This window comes from Streptomyces vinaceus (genome assembly GCF_008704935.1).
GTDB classification, from domain to species: domain Bacteria; phylum Actinomycetota; class Actinomycetes; order Streptomycetales; family Streptomycetaceae; genus Streptomyces; species Streptomyces vinaceus.
This window is the reverse complement of sequence record NZ_CP023692.1, coordinates 1,371,777-1,391,532: the sequence shown is the minus strand read 5'-3', so window position 1 is coordinate 1,391,532 and position 19,756 is coordinate 1,371,777. Positions and strand designations below refer to the sequence as shown.

The window sequence follows — 19,756 nt, the reverse complement described above, 5'->3', positions numbered from 1 at the left end:
CGGGTCCCTACTTGAAGGGGACGGGCCGGCGGCACGAGAAGGGTACGGAGACCTCGTACGCCCCGCCGCGCAGCCGGACGAGCGCCCCGCAGCCGAAGCTGTCCTTCTGCCCCTTGGGCTCCGAGCGGTCGCCGACGAGCGTGCCGGTGTCGGAGAAGCCCTGCGCGGCGGCCTGGAAGGACTCGACGGTCAGGTCCTTGCCCGCCTTCTGCGCGATGGAGACGAACAGGTCGGCGGACATGTACCCGGTGAGGGTGTGCATGCTCAGCGGGACGTCCTGCCCGCCCGCGGCCGCCTTCACGTCGGCCTTGAACTGGGACATCTTCGGGTCCGAGGACTCGAACGGCTGGAACTGCAGCAGCACGTGCACCCCGTCGAGGGCCTGCTTGGTGGCGTCCTTGGCGAGCAGGCCGGGGTCGTAGTCGGTCGGATCGGAGAGCAGCCCCTGGTAGCCGCTGCGTTTGAGCGCCGTGAACAGGCCGATGTTGTTCGGGGTCTGCATGACCGAGACGACGGCGTCGGGCGCCTTGCCGTCGTCGCTCTCCAGGATCTCCTTCACGTACGCCGACCAGTCGTTCGGCACCGCCGTCGCGGGTACGGAGGCCTTGGCGTAGGCGACCTTGAAACCGGCGGCCGCGAAGCCCTGCTGGAAGGTGCGGATGCCGAACTTTCCGGCGTCGCTGTCGTTGGCGATGACCGCGACCGACTTGCCCTGGGCGCCGCCGAGGAGCTGGCCGATCCCCTCGGGCCAGGTCTGGTTGAGGGTGCCGCCGGGGGAGGGGACCAGGCAGCCGTTGAACCCGTAGATGTACGCGGGCCCGCAGAAGGAGGGCAGGGTGCCCCAGCCGAAGGTGGGCACCTTCTCCTGCTCCAGGAAGTCGGCGCCGGAGAAGGTGACCGAGCTCATCGGGGCGACCGCGAAGACCTTGTCCTGCTGGACCAGCTTGCGGGCGGCGGCCATGTTCTTGGCGGGGTCCTGCCCGTCGTCCTCCGCGCCCAGGTAGTCGATCGTGCGCCCGTTGATCCCGCCCTCGGCATTGGCCCTCATGTACCGGGCCTTCGCGCCGAGGTCGGTGTCCTTCTTGCTGTAGCCGCTGGCGGAGGTCATGGAGACGATTCCGCCGACCTTGATCGAGTCGGCGCTCACCCCGCGGGAGTTCCCGGCGGCACCGGGCTCGCCGGGGGAGGAGCTGCCGGAGGCGGAGTTGCAGGCGGAGACGAGTGCGAGCGCCGCCGCCGCGGCGGCCAGGGTGCGGATCGGTCGCAGCATGTGTGGGATCCCCTCCGGTCGGAATCCCCGCATTCTGTGGGTGACCTGACGACTCGTCAATACGAGTGGCAGGGCCGAATGACGGACCGTCAGATATTGCCGGAGCGGCCCCGTCAGGGCTGGTAGAGCGCCGCCACCTCCTGCGCGTACGCCTTCTCGATGGCCCGCCGCTTCAGCTTCAACGAGGGCGTCAGCAGCCCCCGTTCCTCGGTGAACTGCTCCGCCAGCACCCGGAACGTACGGATCGCCTCGGCCTGCGAGACCAGCGTGTTCGCGGCCACCACCGCCCTGCGCACCTCCGCCGTCAGATCGGGGTCGTGGACCAGCTGCGCCGCCGGCAGCTGCGGGCGCCCGCGCATCGACAGCCAGTGCGCGATCCCCTCCATGTCCAGCGTGAGCAGGGCGGCCACGTACGGCCGGTCGTTGCCCACCAGCACGCACTGCGCGACCAGCGGATGCGAGCGCACCCGCTCCTCCAGGGCGGTGGGGGAGACGCTCTTGCCGTTGGAGGTCACCAGGATCTCCTTCTTGCGCCCGGTGATCGTGAGGTACCCGTCCTCGTCCAGCCGCCCCAGGTCCCCCGTCGCCAGCCAGCCGTCCCGCAGCACGGCCTCCGTGGCGCGCGGGTCGTTCAGGTACCCGGAGAACACGTGGCTCCCGTGCAGCCACACCTCGCCGTCCTCGGCGATGTGCACCGTACTGCCCGGGATCGGGCGCCCCACCGTGCCGTACTTCGTCGCGCCCGGCGGGTTCGCGGTGGCCGCCGCGCAGGACTCGGTCAGACCGTAGCCCTCGAACACCGTGATCCCGGCCCCGTCGAAGAACAGCCCGAGGCGGCGCGACATCGCCGATCCGCCCGACATGGCGTGGCGCACCCGGCCGCCCATCGCCTCGCGGACCTTCCCGTACACCAGCCTCTCGAACAGCTGGTGCTCCATGCGCAGCCCCGCCGAGGGGCCCGGCCCGGTCCCGAAGGCCTTCTGCTCGCGCGCCTCCGCGTAGCGCACGGCCGTCTCGACCGCCCGGTCGAAGGGGCCCGTACGGCCCTCGGCCTCCGCCTTGCGGCGGGCCGCCGCGAACACCTTCTCGAAGACGTACGGGACCCCCAGCACGAACGTCGGCCGGAACGCGGCGAGGTCCGGCAGCAGCTCGGCCGCCGCCAGCACCGGCTGGTGCCCCAGCTTCACCCGCGCCCGTACGGCCGCCACCTCCACCATCCGCCCGAAGACGTGGGCGAGCGGCAGGAACAGCAGGGTGGAGGGCTGCTCCCCGGGGCCGGCCTGGAAGACCGACTCCCAGCGGGCCACCATCGTGTCGGCCTCGTACATGAAATTGCCGTGCGTGAGCACGCACCCCTTGGGGCGCCCGGTGGTCCCCGAGGTGTAGATCACGGTGGCGACCGCGTCGGGCGTCACCGCCGCCCGGTGCCGGTGCACCAGGTCCTCGGCGACCCCGCGGCCGTCCGCCACGAGAGCGTCGACGGCCCCGGCGTCGAGCTGCCACAGCCGCCGCAGGTGCGGCAGCCGCTCGATGACGGACCCGACGGTCATGGCCTGGTCCTCGTTCTCGACGACGCAGCCGGTGCAGTCGGAGTCCTGCAGGATCCAGTGCACCTGCTCGACGGAGGAGGTCGGGTAGACCGGCACCGGTTGGGCGCCGATCGCCCACAGGGCGAAGTCGAACAGGGTCCACTCGTACCGGGTCCGGGACATGACGGCGACCCGCTCCCCGAACCGGATCCCCTGGGCCAGCAGCCCCTTCGACAGCGCGAGCACCTCGGCGGCCAGCTCCCCGGAGGTCACGTCCCGCCAGACCCCGTCGCTCTTGCGGCCGAGCACCACGCGGCCGGGGTCCTCCTGGGCATGGTGGAAGACGGCGTCGGCGAGCCCGCCGACGGGCGCCGCAACAACGACTGGTGGGACGGTGGTCTCGTGCATGCCCCGCTCCTCTCCGCGCAGCGCGGCGACGCTACCCCAGACCTCACGAGGGCTGATCACCGAGCGAAGACCTCCACAAGACCTCCCCAGGGAGGTGTGGAGGCCCGGCGGAAGGGAAACTCCCCAGCCCACGGCCCCGGAAACGCAAAAGAACCCCACCGAAGTGGGGTTCCTGCTGGTGTCCGAGGGGGGACTTGAACCCCCACGCCCGATAAAGGGCACTAGCACCTCAAGCTAGCGCGTCTGCCATTCCGCCACCCGGACCAGGTGGTCGGCCCCGGTTTCCCGCGGCGACAAGGACAACAATAGCAAAGGATCGGCGTGCCTCCGACCAGGTATTCGGGCCGGGCCGCTCGCTGACCTGCACGCATGTCCCCAGGTCTGCGGCGAGACCTCGCGCCTCGCCGGTCAGCGGGCCGGTTCGGAGCGCTCGGCCCTCAGCCAGTCGTCGTTGTGCTGCCACGCGTAGAGGGTGGTGCCGTCCATGTAGGCGTAGTAGAGCCCGCAGCGCGCGGTGGCCTTCCCCCGGGCGTCCTTCGGGAACCAGTTCTCCTTGAGCGCGACCTCCTGCGCCTGCGGCCGCGGCTCCGTCGTGCACCCGTCCGGGAGCCGCTCGTCCGGCAGGGTCGCCTTCAGCAGGCGGTCGCCGCCGGTCGTGCGCATCGCGTACCGCACGGACTCCGCCTCGTCCGCCAGCCAGCGGGGCACCGAGGCGCGGGCCGACTTCGCCTCGGCTCCCGTCGCGTACGCGTCCGACTCCTGGTGCCGGTTGCCGTACCAGTCCGCCGCGGCCGGCAGGGCCACGACGACCGCGAGCCCCACGGCCGAGACGACTGCGGCGATGGTCAGGATGACGGACCTGCGGATCATGGGGCTTCGCTTCCCTCGGCGGCGGACGGCGTGCCTTCATCCTGCGCCCCGCCCGGCGGCGGCGCGTCCTTCCGCCGGGCGGGATCCGCGTACGCCTCAGGTCGTACGACCCCGCACGGCGACCCGGATGCCGATACCCGCTGGACACCGGGGGCGGCGAGGCGGTCGGATGAGCGCCGCACGTCCGCATACAGGGGGAGACACGCATGGAAACACCGCACCGCGTCAGCACGTTGGAGCTCTTCTTCGACCTCGTCTTCGTCTTCACCATCACCCAGCTGACGGTGCTGCTGGCGGACGACCTCAGCCTCCGGGGCGCCGGCCAGGTGCTGCTGATCTTCACCGTGCTGTTCTGGATGTACGGGGGCTACGCGCACCTGACCAACCAGGTACCGCCCGACCGCACCGTGCGCAGGCTGCTCCTGATCCTGGCGATGGGGGCCTTCCTGGTCTGTGCGCTGGCGGTGCCGACGGCGTTCGGGGCGGGCGGGGTCGCCTTCGGCCTGGGGTACGTGTGCGTCGTGCTCGTGCACAGCGCGCTCTACACGCAGGCGCACGGATCGGGCGTGCTGTGGTTCGCGCTGCCCAACACGCTGTGCGCGCTGTCGGTGCTGGCCGCCGGGTTCTTCGACGGGCCGCCCGCCTGGGGGCTGTGGATACTCGCTCTGCTGATCCAGTTCGCCGTACCGCAGCTGGTGCAGCGGGTGGCGGCGAGCGGCGCGGCGTCCGCGGGGGCAGGGGCCGGGGCTGAGCCGGTGTCCGGCTCCGGGTCGGCGGCGGCCGTGACCACCGTCAGCGACCAGCTCGGGGGCATGAGCGCCGAGCACCTCGTCGAGCGGCACGGGCTGCTGCTCATCATCGTCTTCGGCGAGTCGGTCATCGCGATCGGCATCGGGACGGGCTCGCTGCCGCTGTCCGCCGGGATCGCGGGAGGCGCCTTCCTCGCGCTCGCCGTCGCGTCGGCCCTGTGGTGGATGTACTTCGTGCGCGACGAGGGCCGGGCCGAGCAGGTCTTCGCCGCGACCGCCCCGGAGAAGCGTTTCAAGCTGGCGATGCTCGCCTACTACTACGCCTTCCTGCCCATGCTGCTCGGGATCGCCGCCTTCGCGGCGGGCGTCAAGAAGACCATCGGGCACCTGGGCGAGCACCTGCACACCGGCCCGGCCCTCGCCCTCGCCGGAGGGGTGGCCGTCTACCTCGCCGGGGACCTGGCGTTCCGGGCCGTCCTGGGGATCGGTCCCGCCCGGTTCCGGGCGGCGGCGCTCGTGCTCGCCCTGGCGACGGTACCGGTCGGCACCGGCACCGCCGGGCTGTGGCAGCTGGTGGCGCTGGTCGTCGTGCTGTTGGGGGCGCTGGGAGCCGAGCTCCGCTGGACCCCGGGCTGCACGGCGGCTACGGGCAGCGGATGACCTGGCCCGCGTACGAGAGGTTCCCGCCGAAGCCGAAGAGGAGGACCGGGGCGCCGGTGGGGATCTCCCCGCGCTGGACGAGCTTCGACAGCGCCATCGGGATGCTCGCGGCCGAGGTGTTGCCGGAGTCGACGACATCGCGCGCGACGACCGCGTTCACGGCGCCGATCTTCGCGGCGAGCGGCTCGATGATCCTCAGGTTCGCCTGGTGCAGGACGACGGCGGCCAGCTCCTCGGGAGCGATCCCGGCCTTCTCGCACACCTTGCGCGCGAGCGCCGGGAGCTGGCTGGTGGTCCAGCGGTAGACGGACTGGCCCTCCTGGGCGAAGACCGGCGGGGAGCCCTCGATGCGCACGGCGTGGCCCATCTCCGGGACCGAACCCCACAGGACCGGGCCGATGCCCGGATCCTCGCAGGCCTCGACCACGGCGGCGCCCGCGCCGTCGCCGGTCAGCACACAGGTGGTGCGGTCGGTCCAGTCGGTGATCTCGGTCATCTTGTCGGCGCCGATGACCAGGGCGCGGGCGGCCGAACCGGCCCGGATCGCGTGGTCGGCGGTGGCCAGGGCGTGGGTGAAGCCCGAGCAGACGACGTTGAGGTCCATGACGGCCGGGCTGCCGCCCATGCCCAGCTTGGCGGCGACGCGGGCGGCCATGTTGGGCGAACGGTCGATCGCGGTGGACGTGGCCACCAGGACGAGGTCGATGTCGTCGGGGGTCAGACCGGCGCCGGCCAGCGCCTTTCCCGCGGCGTGGAAGGCCAGCTCGTCCACCGGTTCGTCGGGGCCCGCCATGTGCCGGGTCTTGATGCCGACCCGGGAGCGGATCCACTCGTCGTTGGTGTCGACCATCGCCGCGAGGTCCTCGTTGGTGATCACTTTCGCGGGCTGGTAGTGCCCTAGTGCCACCACGCGTGAACCGGTCATGGGCGGGGTCCCCCTTGCTACGGAAGTCAGGATCACCCAGCTTGACCTGCTACTGGTGGGTACAGGTGCACGTGACCCAACAGGATTACCGCCCCTTAATTTGGAGATTCCGGAGGATCTTCCTGCCGGGAGCCCCGCGCGGCGGCGATCCGGGAGAATGGGCTCGTCAACCGCACGACGGAGTGCGTGACGAGGACAGACAGAACGGGCGGACTGATCACCATGGGACGGGTCACCGAGCGCCGTCGTGTCATTCGGGTACGCGGCGGCGCGGCCGGGGTCCGCCCCGACACGCTGGTCGCCGAGGAACCGCTGGAGATACGGCTGAACGGCAAGCCGCTGGCGATCACGATGCGCACCCCCGGCGACGATTTCGCGCTCGCCGTGGGCTTCCTCGTGAGCGAGGGCGTACTCGCCTCCGCCGAGGACGTACGCGCCGTGACGTACTGCGAGGGAGCCACCGAGGACGGCTCGAACACCTACAACGTGGTCAACGTGCAGCTCGCCCCCGGGGTTCCGCTGCCCGACATCACGCTCGAACGCAACGTCTACACCACCTCCTCCTGCGGCCTGTGCGGAAAGGCCAGCCTGGACGCGGTGCGCACGGCGACCCGCTTCCCGCTCCGGAGCGCGGCCGAGGACCCCGTACGGATTCCCGCGCGGCTCCTCGCCGAGCTGCCGGACCGGCTCCGCGCGGCGCAGAAGGTGTTCGAGAGCACCGGCGGGCTGCACGCGGCGGGGTTGTTCTCGCCGGAGGGCCGGCTGCTCGACGTACGGGAGGACGTCGGCCGGCACAACGCCGTCGACAAGATCGTCGGCCGGGCCCTCCAGGCCGGGCACCTGCCGCTGGCGGGGGCGGTCCTGCTGGTGTCGGGCCGTGCCTCGTTCGAGCTGGCCCAGAAGGCGGTGATGGCGGGCGTACCCGTCCTGGCCGCCGTCTCGGCCCCGTCCTCGCTCGCCGTGGACCTGGCCCTGGACTCGGGGCTGACGCTGATCGGCTTCCTGCGCGGGCCGGACATGAACATCTACGCGGGAGAGGACCGGATCGTCCTGTAGCGGCCGGCCGGCCGCCCCGGGTCAGCGGCTCCGGCGGCCGCGTCCCTTGGCCCTGGACCCGGTCTGCGGCTCGGGCTTCGGCGGGTCGATGCGGTGGAGGTCCAGGGTCGCCGGGACCGGCGTGACGCCCGGCCCCCCGGACCGCGCCCACGCGATGACCTCGTCGGTCGCCGTGTCGTCCAGCGCCCAGCCGAACCAGGCCGCGCGGGCTCCCCGGCGGCGCGCCTCGGTGGTGGGCTGCACCACGATCACATTGGCCTGCGCGCACGGCCCGAGGCAGTCGCTCGTACGGACGGCCAGCCGGCCCTCCGACGCCGCCGCGGCCTCCCGCAGCCGGGCCAGCTGACCGGCGTGGTCCGAGCCGGGGTTCTTGCGCGGGTCCCCGCAGCAGCAGCCGCGGCAGACCACCAGGGTGCAGGGGCGTTCGGCGTGGGCGGCGAGAGGGCGTATCCAGGTCACCGCCGCACGCTACCGGCCCCGTGGCGCGGGGTGTTGAAGCGCCGACGAGACCTCCGCCACACGGCCGGCGGACAGTTCGGCCTCCGCCGCCGGCTCGGCGTCCCGGGCCCGCCGCCGCGCCAGTACCGCGCACACCATCAGCTGCATCTGGTGGAACAGCATCAACGGCAGCACCGCGAGACCGGCCTGGGCCCCGAACAGCACACTGGCCATGGGCAGTCCGGCCGCGAGGCTCTTCTTCGACCCCGCGAACTGGATCGCGATCCGGTCCGCCCGGCCGAACCCGAGCCGCTTCGCGCCGTACCAGCTGACCAGCAGCATCACGGTCAGCAGTACGGCCTCCACCGCCATCAGCACGCCCAGCCGCGCGGCGCTGACCTGGTGCCAGACCCCGGCGACCATGCCCGCGCCGAAGGCGGTGTACACGACGAGCAGGATCGAGCCGCGGTCGACGTACCCGAGGACCCTCTTGTTGCGGACCAGGAAGCCGCCGACCCAGCGGCGCAGGAACTGCCCCAGCAGGAAGGGCATCAGCAGCTGGAGGACGATCTTGAGGAGGGAGTCCGGGGAGAACCCGCCCGCGCCGCCGCCCAGCAGGCCGGCGGCGAGGAGCGGGGTGAGGACGATCCCGGCGAGGCTGGAGAAGGAGCCCGCGCAGATCGCGGCGGGCACGTTGCCGCGCGCGATCGAGGTGAAGGCGATCGAGGACTGGATGGTGGAGGGGACCAGGCACAGGAAGAGCAGTCCGCTGTACAGCGGCGGTGTCAGGAGCGTGGGAACGAGACCGCGAGCGGCCAGGCCGAGCAGCGGGAAGAGGACGAAGGTGCAGGCCAGCACGGTGAGGTGGAGCCGCCAGTGGCGCAGGCCGTCGAGGGCCTCGCGGGTGGAGAGCCGGGCGCCGTAGAGGAAGAAGAGCAGGGCCACGGCCCCGGTGGACGCGCCCTCGGCGACGGAGGCGGCCGCGCCGCGGGCCGGCAGCAGGGCGGCGACGGCGACGGTGGCGAGGAGGGTCAGGATCCACGGGTCCAGGGGCAGCCAGGCGGGTATCTGCGGGCGGCGCATGTACGGGGCTCTCCGGTGGGTGGCGCGGCTGGGGCCCCCTCATCGTCGCGGGTGGGGCGGTGATCGGGAAACCTGCACACCACACTGACTGTCATCTCGTTCCGTGATGACAGTGGCACCATGGCGGTCATGGCAGTCATGTACGACCCGGTCCAGCTGCGCACGTTCCTCACCGTGGCCCAGACGCTCAGCTTCACGCAGGCCGCGGGCCGGCTGGGCGTACGGCAGTCCACGGTCAGCCAGCACGTACGGAGGCTGGAGGAGGCGACGGGCCGGCCGCTGTTCCTGCGGGACACGCACAGCGTGGAGCTGACGGAGGACGGCGAGGCGCTGCTGGGCTTCGCCCGCACCATCCTGGAGGCCCACGAGCGGGCGGCGGCGTATTTCACCGGGACGCGGCTGCGGGGGCGGCTGCGGTTCGGGGCCTCGGAGGACTTCGTGCTGACCCGGCTCCCGGAGATCCTGGAGGGTTTCCGGCACGAGCATCCCGAGGTCGACCTGGAGCTGTCGGTCGAGTTGTCCGGGACCCTGCACGAACGGCTCGACGAGGGCCGGCTCGACCTCGTCCTGGCCAAGCGGCGCGGGCCGGGGGACGAGCGGGGCCGGCTGGTGTGGCGGGACCGGATGGTGTGGATCGGGGCGGAGGGGCTGAGGGTGGACCCCGAGCGGCCCGTGCCGCTGATCGTCTTCCCGCCGCCGGGCATCACCCGGGCCCGGGCCCTGGAGGTGCTGGAGCGGGACGGGCGTGGCTGGCGGATCGCCTGTACGAGCGGCAGCCTGAGCGGGTTGGTCGCGGCGGCCCGCGCCGGGCTCGGGGTCATGGCCCATACCCGGGGGCTCATCCCGCCGGGGCTGGTACGGGTGGCGGGGCTGCCGGACCTGGGGTCGGTGGAGTTCGCGCTGCTGCGGGGCGGGCGGAGCTCGCCGGCGGCGGAGGCGCTGGCCTCCGCGATCCTCTCCGGCGCGGACCGCCTGACGCGCCCCGCGTGACGGCCGGCGCGGGGCCGTCAGGCGGGGCCGCGCTCAGGTGCTCAGCACCACCAGACCCTTCGCCGTGGGGAGGGTGCCCGGGCTCAGCGGGGCGAACGTGACCGGGAGGGACAGCCGGGGCTCCTCGGATTCCGGGAGGGGGTCGAAGAAGTACGCCGCCTCCGATGCCGTGTCACTGACCAGATGGGGGTCGGCCGGCGAAGCCGTCGGGCGGGTCAGCGGGGTACGGAACAGCATCCGCAGGTGGCGCAGGGTCTCCGGGGTGACCCCGGAGGGCCGCGGCGCGGGCGCGGAGGCCCGGGCGGCCGGGGCGTCCGGCGGGATCGCCCCCGACAGCAGCAGTGCCAGGAGCACCGGGACGGCCTTGCGGCGCAGGGCCTCGGTCGCCTCGTGCAGCCGGTGGGCGTGCCTGGCGGGCAGCGACAGCGCGAGGCTCCCGGCCGCGCCTCCGGTCGCGATCGGGACCGCCGAACAGACCACGCCGGGGGAGTACTCGCGCAGGTCGAAGACCGGCGCCCCGGGAGCCAACGCGTCGAGGGCGGTGAACAGCGTCCGGCTGTCGGTGATCGTCCGCGGGGTGAGCCGGGCCGGCCGGTGCCGGGCGACGTGGTCGCGGCGGCGGTCCGCGTCGAGCTGCGTCAGCAGGCACTTGCCGACCGCGCTGGCGTGCGCGGCCGCCTTGAAGTCCACCCACTCCCGCACCGGTGGTGCCCCCGGCCCGTCCGCCATCTGCGTGATCCGGACCTCCCCCTCCGCGTACCGGCTCAGGTACACCGCCGCGCCCGCGCTGTCCCGGGCCAGGGCCAGCGTGCGCTGGAGCTGGCCCGCCAGCCCCCCGGCCCCGGGCGCGGCGAGCCGGTCGAGGGCGGGCCCGCGCGCGTAGACGCCCGAGCCCGGCCGGTACGCGTACTCCTCCTCGCACAACATCGCCAGCAGCGGCCGCAGCTCCGCCTCGGCCAGGCCGGACTCCCGCCGCAGCTGGGCGGCCCGCACCCCCAGCGGATGCCTTTCCAGCACCCGTACGACGGCCAGCGCGCGCCGCGCCTGCGCCATGGCCTCGCCCGTGTCCGCGGGCCGGGAGGACCCGGCCGCCGGCGCCGTGCGCCGGGCCGCCGCGGACGGCGCGGGCTCCGCCGCGGCCGGGGGCGGCGGCCGGAAGGCGGCCAGCACCGAAGGCAGCCCGGGCCTCGGCAGCGGCACCGGGCCCAGATCGGGGTCGTCGAGCTGGTCGACGTACCGCAGCACGCTCGCCTGCGCGCACAGCCGCACCTCGCGCAGGTCCCGCGGGCCGCCGGGCCGGTAGCCGCGGCGGCCGAGCTCGCGCGCCCAGAAGCGGGCGTCGTGGTGCTCCCCGCGCCGGGAGTGGTCGAGGAAGAGGCAGTACCCGGCCGAGGCGGTCCGCGCCCGGCCGGAACCGGCGGCGAACTGCCACCAGAAGCGGGCGCCTTCGCGCAGCCCGGCCAGGTGCAGCAGGCAGCCGAAGACCACGGCCCCGGCCAGATCGGTGTGCCCGCTCTCGGCGAACGCGGCGAGCTGTGCCTCCGCCTTCGGGGCGCAGACGGCGGCCAGGCAGACGGCCTTGAGGTCGCGCCGGGCCCGTTCGGAGTCGAGCGGGCAGTCCCGCGCGGGATCGCTCCACCCGTACGCGCCGGCCCGGTGGCGGGAGGGGGACGCGGCGGAGCGCCCCCGGGAGGCGCGCAGCAGGCGGGCTTCGGCCGCGCCCAGGTCGTAGTGCGGGTAGCGGTCGCGGACGCCGGCCCGGATCAGGAACTCGGCCAGGGAACGGCGGCCGGCCTCGCCCGCGCGCTCCTCCTTGCCCTCGCGGCGCCTCATGACTCGGGTGCTTCGGCCGGGCCGGCGCGGTCCGCCGGGTCGGCAGGGTCCGCGGGGTGCGCCGGGTGCGCCGGGTCGGCGGGGCCCGCCGCGTCCGCCGCCTCGGCCGAGGCGTCGAGCATCCGCGCGAGCCGCCGGTGGGCCTGGCCGAGCTGCGAGCGGACGGTGGCCTCGTCGACGCCCATCACCGAGGCGGCCTCCCCGGGGGTGCACTGGAGCCCGTAGCGCAGCAGCACGGCGTCGCGCTGGCGCTCGGCGAGGCGGGAGACGGCGGAGTAGAAGCGGATGGTGTCGGTCAGCGCCTCGCACTGCTGATCGGCGCGGGCCTCCTTGAGGGCGGCCTCGAAGGCGCTGATGTCCATGGGCCGGGGCGCGGTGGGTCCGGGCGGCCAGGCGCCGCGCCCGCCGCGCCGCTGCCGGTCGACCAGGCGCTGTTTGAGGATGGTCCAGGCGTAGGCGTCGAGACGGTCCATGTGGAGCATGCGTAACCACTCGTTCATGATCGAGTCGAAGGCGGCGTCGACCGCGTCCTCGGCAGCCGCGTCGGAGCCCAGCTGCAAGTACGCGAAACGCATGTACGAGGGCCGCCGGTTCGCGTGGAAGGCCCAGTACGACAGGCGTGCCGTCGGGTCCCACTGGCTCATGGGCGTCGGCCGCCGCCGTCGGCTGGGCAGCGGCAGTCCCACGGCCCCACCGGACTCCTCTGGTCCGCCATCGCTCACCGTTCCACCTCACCTCGTCCCCTGTGCGCGGACAGCCTGGCAGCGCGGAAGCCCTGGGGGAACACAGAAGAGAGACGTCGAGGGATTACGTTCGGTCATGATCGGTCGATGACCGACTTCGACCACACGCGCGCCCGGTCATTGCGTACGCATATGCCGGCGCCAAGCCGGGCCGCCGTGCACCGGCGCACGCCCCGCGGACCGGTGTCCGCGGTGATCCGCTCCGGCTGTAGCATGGGCCCCTTGCGAGGGCCGTGACGCAGAGGTCACCACCCTCGCTTTTGCGTGACACCCACCGACGTCCACCCCACGAAAATGCGGCACGTGGCCTTTCAGCGGTTCGATACGATGAACCGCATCACAATCCGTCACGTCACGTTGTCACCGCATATATGAAATGGAGCATCCGAGGATGGCTCGACACCTGATCACCAGCGCGCTTCCCTACATCAACGGGATCAAGCACCTGGGCAACATGGTCGGGTCGATGCTTCCGGCGGATGTGTACTCCCGGTACCTCCGCCAGCGCGGCCACGACGTCCTGTACATCTGCGCCACCGACGAGCACGGCACCCCCGCCGAGCTCGCCGCGAAGGAGGCCGGCCTCTCGGTCGCCGAGTTCTGCGCGCAGGCCCACGACGCCCAGAAGGCGGTCTACGACGGCTTCGAGCTGTCCTTCGACTACTTCGGCCGCAGCTCCTCGCAGCAGAACGCCGAGATCACCCAGCACTTCGCGCGGCAGCTGCAGCTGAACGGCTTCATCGAGGAGCGCGCGATCCGGCAGGTCTACTCGCCGGTCGACGGCCGCTTCCTGCCGGACCGCTACGTCGAGGGCACCTGCCCGCACTGCGGCTACGACAAGGCCCGCGGCGACCAGTGCGAGAACTGCACCCGAGTCCTGGACCCCACGGACCTGATCGAGCCCCGCTCGGCGATCTCCGGCTCCACCGAGCTGGAGGTCCGCGAGACCAAGCACCTCTTCCTCCTCCAGTCCAAGCTCCAGGTCGAGGTCGAGGCCTGGGTGGCGGAGCACGAGGAGGAGTGGCCGCAGCTGGCCTCCTCCATCGCCCGCAAGTGGCTGACCGAGGGCCTGCACGACCGCGCCATCACCCGCGACCTGGACTGGGGCGTGCCGGTGCCGGCCGACACCTGGCCCGAACTGGCCGCCGAGGGCAAGGTCTTCTACGTCTGGTTCGACGCGCCGATCGAGTACATCGCCGCCACCAAGGAGTGGGCGGACGCCGACCCGGCGAACCGCGACTACAAGGCGTGGTGGTACGAGGCCGAGGACGTGCGCTACACGCAGTTCATGGCCAAGGACAACGTCCCGTTCCACACGGTGATGTTCCCGGCCACCGAGATCGGCACCCGCGAGCCGTGGAAGAAGGTCGACTACGTCAAGGCCTTCAACTGGCTGACGTACTACGGCGGCAAGTTCTCCACCTCGCAGAAGCGCGGCGTCTTCACCGACCAGGCGCTGGAGACCCTCCCGGCGGACTTCTGGCGCTACTTCCTCATCGCGAACGCGCCCGAGTCCGACGACTCCTCCTTCACGTGGGAGCACTTCACCACCACGGTCAACAAGGACCTCGGCGGCACCCTCGGCAACTTCGTCAACCGCGTGCTGACCTTCTCGCGCAAGAAGTTCGGCGACGAGGTCCCGGCGGGCAGCCCGGCCGGCGAGGCCGAGGCCAGGCTGGGCGAGCAGATCGCCGAGCTGCTGGCCGAGTACGAGGGCCACATGGACTCCCTCCAGTACCGCAAGGCCGCGGCCGCGCTGCGCGCCCTGTGGTCGGCCGGCAACGCCTACCTCGACGAGAAGGCCCCCTGGCTGGAGGTCAAGACCGACCTGGACGGCGCAGCGCTCACCCTGCGCACCGCCATGAACCTGATCCACCTCTACTCGGTGGTCTCGGAGCCGTTCATCCCGGCCTCGGCGCGCACCATGCGCTCCTCGTTCGAGCTGGCCGGCGACACGGCGACGTGGATCAGCCCGGAGCAGGCCAAGTCCCTGGACGCGGTCCCGGCCGGTACGCCGTTCACCGTGCCCCCGGTGCTCTTCGCGCGCATCGCCGAGGAGGACCTCCAGTCCTACCGCGAGCGCTTCGGCGGCACCGAGGCAGGCTGACCTCCGCTCGGCGAAGGGGCGCGACCTTCCGGGGTCGCGCCCCTTCGTCGTTCGTCAGACCGTGGCGCCGAGGACCAGGAAGCCGCAGATCAGGACCAGCAGGATGGCCAGCAGCGGCCAGACGAAGCGCAGGTACCTGTCGTAGCCGACCTTGGCCAGGGCCACGCCGCCGATCGTCACGGCCGTGGTCGGGACCCAGAGGTTCATCCAGCCGCTCGCCGCCTGCCAGGCCGTGACCACCACGGCCCGCGAGACCCCCGCGAAGTCCGCGAGCGGGGCCAGGATGGGCATGGCCAGCGTGGCGTGGCCGGAGGTGGAGGGGATCAGGAAGGCCAGCGGGAGGTTCACCAGGAACACGATCACCGCGAACAGCCCGGACGACGTGCCCGTGACCACCCCCTCGATGGAGTGCAGGACCGTGTCCGTGATCTTCGAGTTGTTCATGATGACGGTGACCCCGCGCGCCAGCATGATGACCAGCGCCGGGGAGATGAAGTCGGCGGCGCCCTGGATGATCGTGGAGCTCAGCTTCGCCTCTCCGAGCCGTGCCACCAGGCCCACCAGCACCGCCGCGCACATGAAGAGGGCGGCCAGCTGCGGGAAGGACCAGTCCAGCTCCCAGACGTACGGGACCGCGTCCGCCCTGCCGGTCAGCGCACCGGACCAGGGAACCACCGAGAAGATCATGAAGGCGAAGACGAGGACGAGCAGGAACAGCACCGTCTTGTGCAGGCGGGTCAGTTCCGGCTCCACCGCATCGGCCGCCGTCGCCTTCTGCTCCCGGTCGCCCGGCAGGAAACCGCACAGGGACCGCGCCGGGTCCCTCTGGACGCGCCGTGCGTAGCGCACGACGTAGAGGATCGTGACGGGCGTGAGCACCAGCCACATCGCGAAGCGCAGCGCGATGCCGTCGCCCAGCGAGATGCCGGCCGCCGAGGAGGCCACGCCGGTGGCGAAGGGGTTCACGGTGGAGCACAGCACCCCGATGCCCGCCCCCAGGATCGCGGAGCCGGCGGCGACCAGCCGGTCGTAGCCGAGGGCCAGCATCATCGGTACCAGCAGCCCGTAGAAGCCGAGGGTCTCCTCGGCGAAGCCCTCCACCGTGCCGAGGACGGAGAAGGCCAGCATCACGGCGGCGATGAGCAGCGCGCCGCGCTCGCGCAGCCGGTGGGCGAGGAGGGCGATGCCGCGGTCGAGCGCTCCGGTGGCGAAGACGACCGTGATGAACGCGCCCATCGCGAGCACGAAGAGGAACACGCCCGCGCTGCCGTAGAGGGCCCCGGTCAGGCTCGGGCCGACCTCGTGGGTCCTGAGGTCCTGGATGCCGTACAAGCCGTTGACGGGGGAGAGGAACAGGTCGTTCAGCCGGTCGGTGAAGCTCTGCGTCCCCTCGACCCGGTGGTACGTCCCGGAGATGGGCGCGCCGTCCTCGTCGCGGTCGTACTGGCCGGCCGGGACGAGGAACCCCAGCGCCCAGACCGCGACGGTGACCAGGGCCAGGATCGTCAGCGCGCTCGGGAAGGCGAACTTCTTCGCCGGCGGCGGCTCCTGAGCCCCGGGGAGCGGGGGCGCGGTGGGCGGCGTCGTCACCGAGAACCTCCCTCCGGGCCGGGCCGGTCTGCGGCCGGTCGGGTCGTGCGCGCCGCCGGGCTGCGGATCCGCTGCTCCGATCATGGGGCGGGGCGGTGGCGGGCGCCGTGGCGGGATGGGCCGCGCGGGTGAACGGTCCTGCGGGTGGCCGGAGCCCGTATGCGGAGGGCCGGTGCGCGGTTTCGGCGTCGGTGGCTTGAAGTAGCCCTTCCGCCGAAGATCTTGACGCGTCTGCGGCGTATCGAACCGCCGTTGTGATCGTTTCTTCAGCCGAAACCCTCACAACGGGAGGACGCGCGGTGACGGCTTGGCAGTACCTCGCCGGGGCAGGCATGGTGGCGGCGCTCTGCCCGCTGTACGGCCATGTGGCGGTCGCGGACGACGGCACGGGCCCCGAGCCCCTGCGCGGGCACGGAGCCCGGCTCGACGTCTGCGTGCGGGGCGGGCAGCCGAAGCCGCCCGCCGTGCTGCCCCCGGTACGGATCCCCGTGCCCGGCGCCGAGCGGCCGACGGTGCACCACCCGGGGCGGGGGCCCGCACCGGCCGCCCGGGCCGCCGGGACGGCTCCCCCGCCGACGGCGAAGGCCGCCGCCGGGCGGGCGGAGCCGGCGCCGGCCGCGCCGGAGCCCGCGGCCGTCGCGGAGCCGGCGCCGGCCGCGACCCCGGCTCCGCCCCGGGCCGCAGCCGTGGCCGCGCCCGTGAGCTCCTTCCACGTGCGCCCGTACCACTCGATCGCCCTGGAGCGGCGCACCCCGGGCGGTATGTCCACCGTGATGCTCATGGTCGTCGTCACCACCCCGGCCGTCCTCGCCGCCGCCGCGCTGCGGCCGCGTTCCAGGAGCGGCCGCAGCTGAGCCGCGGCCCCGGCCGGCCCTTCCGCGCCGATCCACCGATCCACCGATCCACCGAACCGTCAACGGGAGAACCCTCGTGTCCGAATGGCTGGTCCTGGCCGTCGCCATGGCGCTCGTCTGCGCCCTCGTCCTCGCCTGCACCCTGCTCCGGCACCGCCGGGTCGCGGAGGACGAGGACACCAGCGAAACCCCCGACGTCATCGAGTACATGACGATGATGGTGGGCGTGGTCTACGCGATCGTGCTCGGCCTGGCCATCGCCGGCGTCTGGGAGGCGCGCGGCGCCGCCGAGGACAGCGTGCGCCGCGAGGCCCAGTCGCTGTACGAGGTCGCCCAGCGCGCCGACGTCTACCCCGTCCCCGTCCGCGACCGCATCCGGGGCGAGGTCGACGCGTACGTCTCCCACACCGTCGCCGTGGACTGGCCGCTGCTCACCTCGGGCCAGGGCGCCTCGGCCCAGGGCGGCGACCTGCTCGGGAAGCTGCGCACCGACGTCACCCACCAGAGCCCGGCGAACGAGCTCCAGGCACAGGCCTACCAGCCGCTGCTGGACCACATCGCGGCCGCCGACGACGCCCGGCACTCGCGCATGCAGGCCGACGAGTCGACCCTGCCGGGCGTGGTGTGGTTCGGGCTGCTGGTCGGCGGGGTGGTCACGGTGGGGCTGATCTTCACCCTGCAGATCCGCCGGTCCGGGCGGGAACTGCTGCTGGCGGGGCTGTTCAGCGCGCTGATCGTGTTCCTGCTGTTCATGGTGTGGAGCTTCGACGCACCCTACGGCCGGGAGGGAATCGATTCCGCCGGTCCGTTCCAGGACCTGTTCCCGAAGGTGGCGCTGGCCGCGGCCGGGCGCTGACCCCCTCCCCGGGGCGCGGGCGGGCCGGATCAGGCCGGTTCGCGCCCCGACAGCGCCATCTGCCGCCGTACGGCCGCCACCACCGGCGAATGCCGCAGCGCGTGCGAGATCCCGACGAGGTCGCGCGGTCCCCCGAGGGTGTCGAGGACGCTCTCCTCGCTCGCCCCGATGACCGCGCCCTCGGGGTCCGCCGACCGGGCCTGGACGGCGGCCGCGACCATCGCCGCGTCGGCGACCGCCCGCGCCGTCTCCTCCTCCGCCCCCGCCGCCAGGGCCCGTGCGTAGGCGTCCTCGCGGCGGTCCGGGTCGAAGTACGGGCCGAGGTGCAGGAAGCCGTCGTGGATGTCCGACTCGCGCTGGATCACCCGCAGTTCCGCAGGGGCCCACCAGGACATCTGCACGACGTGCGTCCCACTGGGGGCGCCGATCTGCACCTCGTGCCACAGCGCGCCGAGGCGGCGGTACGTCGTCCAGGTCTGCCAGCTGTCCGACAGCCGCTGGCACAGCAGGGGCAGGACGAAACCGATCGCGCTGATCAGCGCGCCGACGGAGGCGAGCGGCGGGGCGATGTAGGTGCTCAGGTCGTCGAGGTCGTGGCCGGCCCAGCGGGCGACGACCGCCGAGATCTTGGTGGCGTCGTAGCTGAGGTTGAAGACGTAGCCCGAGACGATGATCATCAGGCCGATCCGCAGCCAGCCGTGCACCTGGAGGGACCAGCGCCAGCACATGGCCACCATCACGACGGCCGCCACCAGGTGCGCCGTCAGGTAGAGGGCGATCATCTGCTGGATGTACGGGGTGTTGGCGTAGTACGTGTCGAAGTCCCGCAGTCGCTCGACCGGGGTGTCGCCGAGGGCGAAGAGCACCACCAGCACCACGACGACCGCGGCGTAGCCGGTCATCCAGCGGCGCGAGATGCGCCGGGTCTCCTCGGGAGGGCCGCCGCGCCAGTTCACGATCAGCACCAGGCAGGCGGCGCTGAAGAGGGTGATCAGACAGTAGACGAGCGGGGCGGAGACGTTGGTGATGCCGGTCCACTCGTTGACCGCCTCGATGGTGGGCGGGGCGGCGAAGGTGAACACCGATCCGGCCAGGACCAGCAGGGCGCAGACCGACCGCAGGAGCGGATCGCGCCAGTTGTGCCGTAGCGCCGGCAGCTTGAAGGCGAGGGAGACCGCGAGGGCGGCTGCCGGTATGTAGTAGTCCTGGCCGTTCAACGGTCGTTCCTGTGCCCCCGGTATCCGAGCGAGGCCTCGATGCGGCCCGCCAACTGATCACGCTGTGCGGGCGCCCGGTGGCCCCCGGACCCGGCGAGCCAGGTCCGGCACCTGCTGCCCAGCAGTAAACCGAACGTCTCCGCCTCGGTCTCCTCCGAGACGTCGGCCCGCGTGCGCGCGGCGACGCTGCGGACGGTCTCGCCGAGGTCGGCCCCGTCGGACAGCAGCCGGGCGGCGACGGCGGCGCCGTCGACGTGGTGGCTGCAGTGGCCGGCCTTCATGTGCCACAGCTCGTGGCCCAGGATGACCAACTGGTGGTCGGGTGCCGTGCGTTCCTCGATGACCACCAGATCGCGGTCCGCCATGTCGAGCCACAGGCCGCTGGCCGTCCCCGGCGGGAACGAGGCCATCCGGAAGTCCACCCGGCGGCCGCGGTGTCTGCTCATGCCCTCGCAGAGGGCGGCGTAGAGGTCCACGGGTTCCGCGGGCGCCGTCAGCCGGAGCCCGGCCACCAGTTCGCCGCACAACCGGCGCTGCTCTCTGCCTATGCTCACCGTTCTCCCCGTCGGCGCGGATCC

The 19,756-nt window shown here is 72.7% G+C and carries 16 protein-coding genes, 1 tRNA gene and 1 pseudogene; 6 read left to right on the top strand and 12 right to left on the bottom strand.

Annotation, left to right across the window (positions count from 1 at the left end; all coding sequences use genetic code 11):
• Positions 1 to 7 precede the first annotated feature (7 nt).
• The 4 genes from CP980_RS06215 to CP980_RS06200 form a co-directional block, all read right to left on the bottom strand.
• Entirely contained in the window at positions 8 to 1,270 is a 1,263-nt protein-coding gene (locus CP980_RS06215) for an ABC transporter substrate-binding protein (RefSeq protein WP_150492928.1), read from the bottom strand.
• A gap of 113 nt (positions 1,271 to 1,383) precedes the next feature.
• Positions 1,384 to 3,207 carry an AMP-dependent synthetase/ligase gene (locus tag CP980_RS06210; protein ID WP_150492926.1) on the bottom strand — a complete coding sequence of 608 codons (1,824 nt, stop codon included), beginning with the start codon at positions 3,205 to 3,207 and terminating at the stop codon, positions 1,384 to 1,386.
• 176 nt (positions 3,208 to 3,383) lie between these two features.
• Positions 3,384 to 3,471, bottom strand: a tRNA-Leu gene (locus tag CP980_RS06205).
• A gap of 144 nt (positions 3,472 to 3,615) precedes the next feature.
• Positions 3,616 to 4,077, bottom strand: a complete 462-nt coding sequence (locus CP980_RS06200; protein WP_150492924.1) for a hypothetical protein — start codon at positions 4,075 to 4,077, stop codon at positions 3,616 to 3,618.
• Positions 4,078 to 4,283: 206 nt separating this feature from the next.
• On the opposite strand from CP980_RS06200, the gene CP980_RS06195 reads away from it, so the two are divergent.
• Complete coding sequence (locus CP980_RS06195; protein WP_150492922.1) at positions 4,284 to 5,486, top strand: low temperature requirement protein A; 1,203 nt, start codon at positions 4,284 to 4,286, stop codon at positions 5,484 to 5,486.
• On the opposite strand, the gene CP980_RS06190 is transcribed toward CP980_RS06195, so the two are convergent.
• Complete coding sequence (locus CP980_RS06190; RefSeq protein WP_150492920.1) at positions 5,470 to 6,411, bottom strand: beta-ketoacyl-ACP synthase III; 942 nt, start codon at positions 6,409 to 6,411, stop codon at positions 5,470 to 5,472. The genes CP980_RS06195 and CP980_RS06190 overlap by 17 nt on opposite strands.
• Positions 6,412 to 6,633: 222 nt before the next feature.
• On the opposite strand from CP980_RS06190, the gene fdhD reads away from it, so the two are divergent.
• On the top strand, positions 6,634 to 7,467 hold the full coding sequence (gene fdhD / locus CP980_RS06185) for a formate dehydrogenase accessory sulfurtransferase FdhD (RefSeq protein ID WP_132759574.1): 834 nt from the start codon (positions 6,634 to 6,636) through the stop codon (positions 7,465 to 7,467).
• A 21-nt stretch (positions 7,468 to 7,488) separates the two neighbouring features.
• Here the strand turns inward: fdhD and CP980_RS06180 are convergent, their stop codons facing one another.
• Complete coding sequence (locus CP980_RS06180; protein ID WP_189998359.1) at positions 7,489 to 7,926, bottom strand: (2Fe-2S) ferredoxin domain-containing protein; 438 nt, start codon at positions 7,924 to 7,926, stop codon at positions 7,489 to 7,491.
• A 9-nt stretch (positions 7,927 to 7,935) separates the two neighbouring features.
• On the bottom strand, positions 7,936 to 8,988 hold the full coding sequence (locus CP980_RS06175; RefSeq protein WP_150492918.1) for a bile acid:sodium symporter family protein: 1,053 nt from the start codon (positions 8,986 to 8,988) through the stop codon (positions 7,936 to 7,938).
• A gap of 138 nt (positions 8,989 to 9,126) precedes the next feature.
• Between CP980_RS06175 and CP980_RS06170 the strand changes: the two genes are divergently transcribed.
• Entirely contained in the window at positions 9,127 to 9,978 is an 852-nt protein-coding gene (locus CP980_RS06170) for a LysR substrate-binding domain-containing protein (protein ID WP_150530144.1), read from the top strand.
• Positions 9,979 to 10,311: 333 nt separating this feature from the next.
• On the opposite strand, the pseudogene CP980_RS06165 reads toward CP980_RS06170, so the two are convergent.
• Positions 10,312 to 11,031, bottom strand: a pseudogene (locus CP980_RS06165) (IclR family transcriptional regulator domain-containing protein); the annotation flags it as partial.
• A 776-nt stretch (positions 11,032 to 11,807) separates the two neighbouring features.
• Positions 11,808 to 12,455, bottom strand: coding sequence for an RNA polymerase sigma factor (locus tag CP980_RS06160; RefSeq protein ID WP_229906825.1), 648 nt, complete (start codon positions 12,453 to 12,455; stop codon positions 11,808 to 11,810).
• A gap of 490 nt (positions 12,456 to 12,945) precedes the next feature.
• Here CP980_RS06160 and metG point away from each other — a divergent pair, with 490 nt between their 5' ends.
• On the top strand, positions 12,946 to 14,661 hold the full coding sequence (gene metG / locus CP980_RS06155) for a methionine--tRNA ligase (RefSeq protein WP_150492916.1): 1,716 nt from the start codon (positions 12,946 to 12,948) through the stop codon (positions 14,659 to 14,661).
• A 54-nt stretch (positions 14,662 to 14,715) separates the two neighbouring features.
• Here the strand turns inward: metG and CP980_RS06150 are convergent, their stop codons facing one another.
• Entirely contained in the window at positions 14,716 to 16,335 is a 1,620-nt protein-coding gene (locus tag CP980_RS06150; protein ID WP_150492914.1) for a YfcC family protein, read from the bottom strand.
• Positions 16,336 to 16,550: 215 nt separating this feature from the next.
• Here CP980_RS06150 and CP980_RS35515 point away from each other — a divergent pair, with 215 nt between their 5' ends.
• On the top strand, positions 16,551 to 17,105 hold the full coding sequence (locus tag CP980_RS35515) for a hypothetical protein (protein WP_189998447.1): 555 nt from the start codon (positions 16,551 to 16,553) through the stop codon (positions 17,103 to 17,105).
• Between the two features lie 76 nt (positions 17,106 to 17,181).
• The gene (locus CP980_RS06140) at positions 17,182 to 17,961 is read left to right on the top strand and encodes a bestrophin-like domain (protein ID WP_150492912.1); all 780 of its coding nucleotides are present in this window, start codon (positions 17,182 to 17,184) and stop codon (positions 17,959 to 17,961) included.
• A gap of 29 nt (positions 17,962 to 17,990) precedes the next feature.
• Here the strand turns inward: CP980_RS06140 and CP980_RS06135 are convergent, their stop codons facing one another.
• Positions 17,991 to 19,178, bottom strand: a complete 1,188-nt coding sequence (locus CP980_RS06135) for an MAB_1171c family putative transporter (protein ID WP_150492910.1) — start codon at positions 19,176 to 19,178, stop codon at positions 17,991 to 17,993.
• Positions 19,175 to 19,732: a toxin-antitoxin system, toxin component gene (locus tag CP980_RS06130; RefSeq protein WP_165937371.1), complete on the bottom strand. Its 558-nt coding sequence runs from the start codon at positions 19,730 to 19,732 to the stop codon at positions 19,175 to 19,177. Before CP980_RS06130 ends, CP980_RS06135 begins: the two co-directional genes overlap by 4 nt.
• Between the last annotated feature and the right edge of the window lie 24 nt (positions 19,733 to 19,756).

Excerpts from the sequence above, each read along its gene's own strand:
- CP980_RS06190 (WP_150492920.1), bottom strand. The coding sequence starts at position 6,411 with ATGACCGGTTCACGCGTGGTGGCACTAGGGCACTACCAGCCCGCGAAA.
- CP980_RS06175 (WP_150492918.1), bottom strand. The coding sequence starts at position 8,988 with ATGCGCCGCCCGCAGATACCCGCCTGGCTGCCCCTGGACCCGTGGATC.
- CP980_RS06195 (WP_150492922.1), top strand. The coding sequence starts at position 4,284 with ATGGAAACACCGCACCGCGTCAGCACGTTGGAGCTCTTCTTCGACCTC.
- metG (WP_150492916.1), top strand. The coding sequence starts at position 12,946 with ATGGCTCGACACCTGATCACCAGCGCGCTTCCCTACATCAACGGGATC.
- CP980_RS06150 (WP_150492914.1), bottom strand. The coding sequence starts at position 16,335 with ATGATCGGAGCAGCGGATCCGCAGCCCGGCGGCGCGCACGACCCGACC.
- CP980_RS06200 (WP_150492924.1), bottom strand. The coding sequence starts at position 4,077 with ATGATCCGCAGGTCCGTCATCCTGACCATCGCCGCAGTCGTCTCGGCC.
- CP980_RS06210 (WP_150492926.1), bottom strand. The coding sequence starts at position 3,207 with ATGCACGAGACCACCGTCCCACCAGTCGTTGTTGCGGCGCCCGTCGGC.
- fdhD (WP_132759574.1), top strand. The coding sequence starts at position 6,634 with ATGGGACGGGTCACCGAGCGCCGTCGTGTCATTCGGGTACGCGGCGGC.
- CP980_RS06160 (WP_229906825.1), bottom strand. The coding sequence starts at position 12,455 with ATGAGCCAGTGGGACCCGACGGCACGCCTGTCGTACTGGGCCTTCCAC.
- CP980_RS06170 (WP_150530144.1), top strand. The coding sequence starts at position 9,127 with ATGTACGACCCGGTCCAGCTGCGCACGTTCCTCACCGTGGCCCAGACG.
- CP980_RS06215 (WP_150492928.1), bottom strand. The coding sequence starts at position 1,270 with ATGCTGCGACCGATCCGCACCCTGGCCGCCGCGGCGGCGGCGCTCGCA.